Origin of the sequence: Ramlibacter sp., assembly GCF_013697775.1 — a bacterium.
Taxonomy (GTDB): domain Bacteria; phylum Pseudomonadota; class Gammaproteobacteria; order Burkholderiales; family Burkholderiaceae_C; genus Ramlibacter.
In genome coordinates this window covers 1-6,985 of sequence record NZ_JACCWG010000186.1, presented here as the reverse complement: position 1 = coordinate 6,985, position 6,985 = coordinate 1, and the positions used below count along the sequence as shown (strand labels likewise).

Genomic DNA, 6,985 nt, shown 5'->3' with positions numbered 1-6,985 from the left:
GCCACCGAGACGATGACGTTGATCGGCTCGTCCTCTGGCGAGAACTTGATGGCGTTGGAGATGAGGTTGGTGAGGATCTGCTGCAGGCGGAAGCGGTCGCCCACCAGCTGCACCGGGGCGCGCCGCTCGATGAAGGCCCGCAGCTCGAGGCCCTTGCCGCGCGCGCTCTCGGCCAGCATGGCGACGGCGGCGTCGACCACCTCGGAGAGGTTGAACTCGGCGTGCTCGAGCTCGAGCTTGCCGGCCTCGATCTTCGACAGGTCGAGGATGTCGTTGATGATCTGCAGCAGCGCGTCGCCGGAGCTGCGCACCATCGAGGCGTAGCCGCGTTGCTCGTCGGAGAGCTCGGTGTCGAGCAGCAGCTCCGCCATCCCGATCACGCCGTTCATCGGCGTGCGGATCTCGTGGCTCATGTTGGCCAGGAAGTCCGACTTCAGCTGCGTGGCCTGCTCGGCGACCTCCTTGGCGCGGCGCACTTCCTCCTCGGCGCGCTTGCGGGCGGTGACGTTGCGGCTGATCGACAGCACGCCGATCGGCGCGCCGTGGCTGTCGCGCAGCAGCTCGCGCACGGTTTCGTAGTAAAGCGTTTCGCCCGACGGGTCGCCGTAGCTTTCTTCCACGGTGGCCGGCTGCTGCGAGCCGAGCACCTGCACGTCGCGCGCCCGCACGGCCGCCGCATGCTGCGCGGGAAATACCTGCTCGATGGTGCGCCCGACGATTTCTCCCGCGTTCCTGTCGACCACGCGGCAGAAGGCGGGGTTGCAGCCCAGCAACACGCCCCGCGTGTCGCGGTAGCTGATCGGGTCGGTGATCGAATCGATCAGGCTGTGCAGCAGCGCCTGCTGGCGCAGAGCTTCGCGGGCCTGCAGCTTTTCCTGGGTGATGTCCTTGAAGTTGACGATGTAGATCGGCCGCTCGCCGTCGTGCGCGAGCGAGGCGATCGCGTCCACATTGCGCTGGCTGCCGTCCTTGTGCGCGTAGCGCGTCTTGAAGCTGACCGGCCGCCCGGTGCTTTGCAGCTGCGCGTTCATCGCGTCCAGGTTCGCGTCGTCGAGGCCGCGGTCGAAATCGTTCGACTTGAGCGCGGTCAGCTCCTCGGCGGTGTAGCCCAGCATGTGGCAGGCGGCGCGGTTGGCGTACATCACCCGGCAGCTGTCGCGGTCGATCCACAGCATTGGCCCGGAGCCCTCGACCACCGACCGGTTGAACATCATCTTGTGCTGGAAGCGCACGCGCTGCGTCACGTCGCGGTAGTTGACGACGCGGCCCACGCTTTTGCCGTCCACCAGCTGCGCACGGGCGCGGCGCTCGAACACGCGGCCGTCCTTGAGCTCCACCACGCTGAAATCCTCCGACTGCGTGTCGTAGGTCCTGATGCAGCGCATCAGCTGGTCGGGGTCCTTCACCTGCGCCGCCTGCAGCGCGTTCATCTCCTGGCGCCGCAGGGTGGCCAGCAGTTCCGGCGGCAGGCTCCACATGCGCGCGAAGGCCTCGTTGCAGTAGAAGGTCCCGCCTTCGAACTGCAGCGCGAGGATGCCGTCGTCGGTGGATTCCAGCGTGGCCGCCAGCAGCGACTCGCGCGAGCGGCTGCGCGCCAGCTCGCCGCGCAGCTGCTGCACCACGCGGCGGGCTTCGCGCAACTCCTCGCCGGCGTCGGCGGGAAGGTCGAAGCGGTCTGGATGCATCGGCGGCCGAACCCTAGTGCAGCCGGTCGGCCATCTCGCGCAGCTCCACCGCGGCGGCGGCGCGCTCGGTGGTGGGCAGGCGGTCCAGGTCGATCAGCACGCGCATGCCCAGCCGCTCCCACTGGAACACCTTGCGCGCCGTGTCGTCGGGGTGCGACTCGCCGCGCACCGCGTAGGTGTCGATCGGCTCCGGGAAGCCCTTCACCGACAGCGGCTCGCGCGCGTCGGCGGTGATCTCCTCGCGCACCAGCGACCAGGTTTCCTTGGAGATCAGAACGCCGCCGGGGTCGGCCGCCTGCTCGATGCGCGCGGCCTTGTTCACCTCGGCGCCGATGATGGTGTAGTCCATGCGCATGTCGCTGCCGAAGTTGCCGACGTCGCAGTAGCCGGTGTTGATGCCGCAGCGGATCTGGAAGGTCTTGTCCGAGCCCATCTCGCGCCACAGGATCTGCAGCTCGGACATGCGCCGCTGCATCGCCAGCGCCATCTTCACGCACTGCAGCGCGTCCTGCTTCACGCCGCGCGTCTCGGGGTCGCCGAAGAAGATGACCATCGCGTCGCCGATGAACTTGTCCAGCGTGCCGCCGTACTCGGAGGCGATCTTGGACATCTCGGAGAAATAGCTGTTGAGCAGGAAGGTGATGTCCTCCGGCTGCCAGCGCGCGGTGGAGGCGGTGAAGTCCTTGATGTCGGAGAAGAACACCGTCAGCTTCTTGCGCTGCGTGCGCAGCTCGGCGTCGCGCGAACCGTCGAACAGCGACTTGTAGACCTGCGGCGCCAGGTAGCGGGCCAGTTTTTCCGACAGCGCCTGCAGCCGGCGTGCGTTGGCGCTGCGCTCCAGGTGCGCCTTCACGCGCGCCAGCACCACCGGCGGGCTGATCGGCTTGGTGATGTAGTCCACCGCGCCCAGGTCCAGGCCGTACTGCTCCTCCTCGATGCTGGTGAGCGCGGTCAGGAAGATCACCGGAATGCCGGTGGTCGCGCGGTTCTGGCGCAGCCGGCGCATCACCTCGTAGCCGTCCATCTCCGGCATCATGATGTCCAGCAGGACCAGCTCGGGCGGTTCGGCGGACGCGGCGATCTCCAGCGCGGCCTTGCCGCTCTCGGCGGTGACCACGTCGTACTCGTCCTCCAGCAGCGCGGACATCAGGTACAGATTGTCCGGCGTGTCGTCGACCACCAGGATGCGGGCCTTGCGATTTTCCTTCTTCGCGGTGTCCATGTGCTCTCTCCAACCGGCGCCCGACAGGATGGTGGGCGGTGCAGCAATGACACCATTTGCAGCAGGCCCCCGGCTACGGAAATTCCTGGGAGGGCCTAGGCAAATTGCTGGCGGTGGAAAGTTCTAGCGCGCCGTGCAGGGCGCGCGCCGCGGGGTCACTGCGCCGCGCCGGCGCCGGTGTCTTCGTGCGTCAGCGTCATCAGCATGTCGGCGTACCAGGCGCAGTTCAGGCCGAGCGTCTCGTCCTGCGCCGCGTCGCGGGTGTCCATGTCCATGCGGCCAGAATGCACGCCCAGCAGGCGCCAGGGCATCGGGTCGCCGGGCACGTCGCGCCGGCGCATGACCACCGGCGCCCCGCTGGAGCCGCGGTGCATGCGCCCGTCGGTGAGGAAGTAGCCCTCGCCCTGGAAGCGCACGCCGAACGAGGACGCGATGATGGCGTGGCGCACCACCGGCAGGTGGTGCACGGTGTCGTAGAAGCCCAGCGGAAAGCCGACCACCAGCAGGCGTTCGCCGACGTCCACGCCGTCGTAGGAGCGCTGCAGGTGCTCGGGGCGGAACGGTCGGATCACGGTGTCGGGCGAGATGACGGTGCGGTCGATCTCCAGCACCGCCACGTCCACTTCGCCGAACGAGTCGACGCCCTGGTGCCACACCGCCTTGCCCTCATGGTAGAGCGGCAGCGACAGCACCTCGGTGCGCCTCAAGTTCTCGGTGTCCACGTGCAGGACGAGTTCGACACGGTCGGGAAAATGCGCGCTCGGCTCGTCGTGCAGCACGTGACGGCTGGTCACGGCATACAGGCGGTCGTCGCGTTCGAAGAAGAAGGCCGTTGCGGCCGTCAGCAGCCGCCCAGCCAGGTAGGTGGACAGGCGCGTGGTGCTGAGAAGAAGAGGTTCGGTCATCGCGGGATTGGGTTTGCCGCGACTGCGCAGAACGGAGCGCTAGGCGGCGGCGCAGGGGACGCGCGGGGCGCCGATCCACTGCAGGCCTTCGCTAAGGGCGTATTCCGCGGCGGCGAGCCGGTCACGGAACAGGCGCGTGAGGCGCAGGACGCGGTCGGTGGTGCCGCGGCCGCTGCCCGAGCGGATGGAAACGGAGCTGGCGAACCAACCGTTGTCCAGCGTCTTGGTCAGCGGAGAAATCAGGTATTTGCCCACGGAAAGGGGGCGGGGAAGAGAGTCTTGCAATGGTGCTTTCTGCTCCGGCGCAGCCAGAGGGCGCCGCCGCGCAGCGAAAACGCTGCGCGGCGGGCGGAATCGCCGCTTAGAGCGTGACGATGTTGGAGGCTTGCGGGCCCTTCTGGCCCTGGGTCACGACGAACTGGACGCGGGCGTTTTCAGCCAGGGTCTTGAAGCCGTCGGCGCCCTGGATTTCGCGGAAGTGCGCGAAGAGGTCCTTGCCGCCGTCATCCGGCGTGATGAAGCCGTAGCCCTTGCTCTCGTTGAACCACTTCACGATGCCGGTTTGGGTTGCTTGCATTTTTTTGTTCCTGATGGAAAAGGATTGCCGCACGGCAACACGCCATGCGGTGCAAAACGCCAAGAGAAGCATCGATGGAGATTTCGACAACGACGCGCCGGCTAGGCCGGCGGTGGGAGAAGAAGACCCGAAAGAAATGGTCCGTTGGAACGTTCTAGCGGGGCGGATCATAACCCGGTTTTGGGCGAAACCGCCAGCACAGCTTGCTCGGATGTGTTTCGCAGTGCCATACTGGACAAATGAACAGTCCTCAGCCGATCAAGGGACGCGGTGCAGTGTCGCGCATGGCGCACCGCTTCGCGAGCGAAGAACGCAGGCCGTTCTCCGACGGCTGGGAGCAGGGCGGCGATGGCGCGGACGCAGATGCTGCGCCCGCGCTGAAGACGCAGGTGATCTTCGAGGACGCGAAGAGCGCGCTCAGCATCAACGACTCGCCCGACATTCACTTCGCCTATTCGGTCAACCCGTACCGCGGCTGCGAGCACGGCTGCATCTACTGCTATGCGCGGCCCACGCACAGCTACCTGAACATGTCGCCCGGGCTGGACTTCGAGACGAAGATCATCGCCAAGCGCAACATCGTGCAGGCGCTGCGGCAGGACCTGTCGCGCCGTTCGTACAAGCCGCAGCTGCTCAACATCGGTTCGGCCACCGACTGCTACCAGCCGGTGGAGCGCGAGCTGCGCCTCACGCGCGACGTGCTCGAGCTCATGCGCGAGTGCCGGCATGCGTTCTCGCTGGTGACCAAATCCAGCGGCGTCGAGCGCGACATCGACCTGATCGGCGAGATGGCGGCCAGCAAGCTCGCCGCGGTGTACGTCACCGTCACCACGCTGGACGCCGAGGTCGCGCGCAAGCTGGAGCCGCGCGCCGCGGCGCCGCACCGGCGGCTGCGCACCATCCGCACGCTGGTGGAGGCGGGCATTCCGGTGGGCGTGAGCCTGGCGCCGCACATTCCCTTCGTCACCGACGACATGGAGCAGGTGCTGGAAGCCGCCTGGGACGCCGGCGCGCGCAGCGCCTTCTACCATGTGGTGCGCCTGCCCTGGGAAATCGCGCCGCTGTTCCGCGAATGGCTGCAGGCGCACTACCCGCAGCGCGCGGAACGCATCATGGCGCGCATCCAGGAGATGCGCGGCGGCAAGGACTACGACGCCGATTTCGCCACGCGCATGAAGGGTTCGGGCATCTGGTCGGAGCTGGTGCGCCAGCGCTTCGACAAAGCCGTGGCGCGCCTGGGCTTCAACAAGGAACGCATCGAGCTCGACCTGCGGCCGTTCGTGCCGCCGGGCGATCCGCGCCAAACCGCGTTGTTCTGAGGGCTGTGCCATCCGGCGGTTGCCATCGCGCGCCAGTGCATTTACGATAACACTGTTATCAACGCATAAAGGCGGTACGAAGATGGGCAGCCAGGGTGCCGAACGCGCGAAGCCGCGCTGGAACGAGCCGGTGGCCGCGATGAAGCGCGACGCGATCCTCGCCGCCGCGCGTGCGGTGTTCGAAGAGCACGGCCTGGACCAGGCCTCGATGCGCGTGATCGCCGCGCGTGCCGGCTGCACCACCGGCGCCGTCTATCCGCTGTTCGCGAGCAAGGAGCACATCTATGCGGCGCTGCTGGAGCAGTCGCTCGCGGCGCTGCACGAGCGCGTCGCGGCGGCGCATGCCAGGGCCCGCGTGCGCCCGCACGAGGCGGCTGCAAAAGCGTTCGCCGGCTACTACCTGGAGCGGCCGTACGAGGTGAACCTGGGGCTCTACGCCTTCGACGGCCTCAAGCGCCTGGGCGTGGGCAAGGAATCCGACCGCACGCTCAACGACGCGCTGGCCGCCACCGTGCGGCTGCTGTCGCCGCGCCCGCCGAAGACCAGGAGTGCCGCGCCCGACGCTGGCGCCATGGCGGTGTTCGCCCAGCTGATCGGCATGCTGGTGCTGCACCTGTCGGGCCGCCTGACGCTGGGCAACGCCGGGCCGGCGGAGATCCTCAACCAGTTCTTCATCCAACAGCGCGCCGCGCAACAGGAGTAGCCCATGGCCGTGAGCATCGAAAAAAATGGCAAGGTCTGGACCATCGTCCACGACCGTTTCCAGGAAGCCCGCAACGCGATGGACCCCGACAGCGCGGACGCGCTGGTGGATGCCTTCCTCGCCTTCGAGAGCGACGGCGAGGCAGCAGTGGCCGTGCTGTGGGGCGCGGGCGGCGCCTTCTGCTCGGGCTGGGATTTGAAGTACGCGAGCACATTGGCCGACCGCGAGGCGTTCGACCGCGACATCGCACGCGGCCTCGCCATTCCGCGCGGGGCCGCACCCGCGCCGCGCGGCCCGTTGGGCCCGACGCGGCTGGAACTGTCCAAGCCGGTGATCGCGGCGGTCGAAGGGCCGGCGGTCGCGGGCGGCATGGAGCTCGCGCTGTGGTGCGACATCCGCGTGATGGCCGAGGACGCCTACTTCGGCGTGTACTGCCGCCGCTGGGGCATTCCGCTGCTGGATGGCGGCAGCGTGCGGCTGCCCCGGCTGGTCGGCCAGGGCCGCGCGCTGGAGATCAGCCTGACCGGCCGCAAGGTGCCGGCCGACGAAGCGCTGCGCATCGGCATGTGCGAGC

The 6,985-nt window shown here is 67.9% G+C and carries 8 protein-coding genes; 3 read left to right on the top strand and 5 right to left on the bottom strand.

Annotation, left to right across the window (positions count from 1 at the left end; all coding sequences use genetic code 11):
- The 5 genes from H0U68_RS09165 to H0U68_RS09145 all read right to left on the bottom strand — a co-directional run.
- A partial coding sequence (locus H0U68_RS09165) for a PAS domain-containing hybrid sensor histidine kinase/response regulator (RefSeq protein WP_296354820.1) occupies positions 1–1,685 on the bottom strand: 1,685 nt, incomplete at its 3' end.
- Between the two features lie 13 nt (positions 1,686–1,698).
- Positions 1,699–2,907, bottom strand: a complete 1,209-nt coding sequence (locus tag H0U68_RS09160; protein ID WP_296354818.1) for an adenylate/guanylate cyclase domain-containing protein — start codon at positions 2,905–2,907, stop codon at positions 1,699–1,701.
- A 155-nt stretch (positions 2,908–3,062) separates the two neighbouring features.
- Entirely contained in the window at positions 3,063–3,812 is a 750-nt protein-coding gene (locus tag H0U68_RS09155) for a serine protease (RefSeq protein WP_296354817.1), read from the bottom strand.
- A gap of 39 nt (positions 3,813–3,851) precedes the next feature.
- Positions 3,852–4,067: a hypothetical protein gene (locus H0U68_RS09150; protein ID WP_296354815.1), complete on the bottom strand. Its 216-nt coding sequence runs from the start codon at positions 4,065–4,067 to the stop codon at positions 3,852–3,854.
- Between the two features lie 106 nt (positions 4,068–4,173).
- Positions 4,174–4,389 (bottom strand): cold-shock protein, encoded by a 216-nt coding sequence (locus H0U68_RS09145; RefSeq protein WP_296354813.1) that lies wholly within the window; start codon positions 4,387–4,389, stop codon positions 4,174–4,176.
- A 239-nt stretch (positions 4,390–4,628) separates the two neighbouring features.
- On the opposite strand from H0U68_RS09145, the gene H0U68_RS09140 reads away from it, so the two are divergent.
- The 3 genes from H0U68_RS09140 to H0U68_RS09130 all read left to right on the top strand — a co-directional run.
- Positions 4,629–5,708 (top strand): PA0069 family radical SAM protein, encoded by a 1,080-nt coding sequence (locus H0U68_RS09140; RefSeq protein WP_296354811.1) that lies wholly within the window; start codon positions 4,629–4,631, stop codon positions 5,706–5,708.
- Positions 5,709–5,790: 82 nt separating this feature from the next.
- Positions 5,791–6,411, top strand: a complete 621-nt coding sequence (locus H0U68_RS09135) for a TetR/AcrR family transcriptional regulator (RefSeq protein ID WP_296354809.1) — start codon at positions 5,791–5,793, stop codon at positions 6,409–6,411.
- A gap of 3 nt (positions 6,412–6,414) precedes the next feature.
- The coding region (locus H0U68_RS09130; protein WP_296354807.1) for an enoyl-CoA hydratase-related protein at positions 6,415–6,985 on the top strand (571 nt) is incomplete at its 3' end.

What these genes read in the sequence shown, in the direction of transcription:
- H0U68_RS09160 (WP_296354818.1), bottom strand. Translation starts at nt 2,907, where the DNA reads ATGGACACCGCGAAGAAGGAAAATCGCAAGGCCCGCATCCTGGTGGTC.
- H0U68_RS09155 (WP_296354817.1), bottom strand. Translation starts at nt 3,812, where the DNA reads ATGACCGAACCTCTTCTTCTCAGCACCACGCGCCTGTCCACCTACCTG.
- H0U68_RS09145 (WP_296354813.1), bottom strand. Translation starts at nt 4,389, where the DNA reads ATGCAAGCAACCCAAACCGGCATCGTGAAGTGGTTCAACGAGAGCAAG.
- H0U68_RS09140 (WP_296354811.1), top strand. Translation starts at nt 4,629, where the DNA reads ATGAACAGTCCTCAGCCGATCAAGGGACGCGGTGCAGTGTCGCGCATG.
- H0U68_RS09135 (WP_296354809.1), top strand. Translation starts at nt 5,791, where the DNA reads ATGGGCAGCCAGGGTGCCGAACGCGCGAAGCCGCGCTGGAACGAGCCG.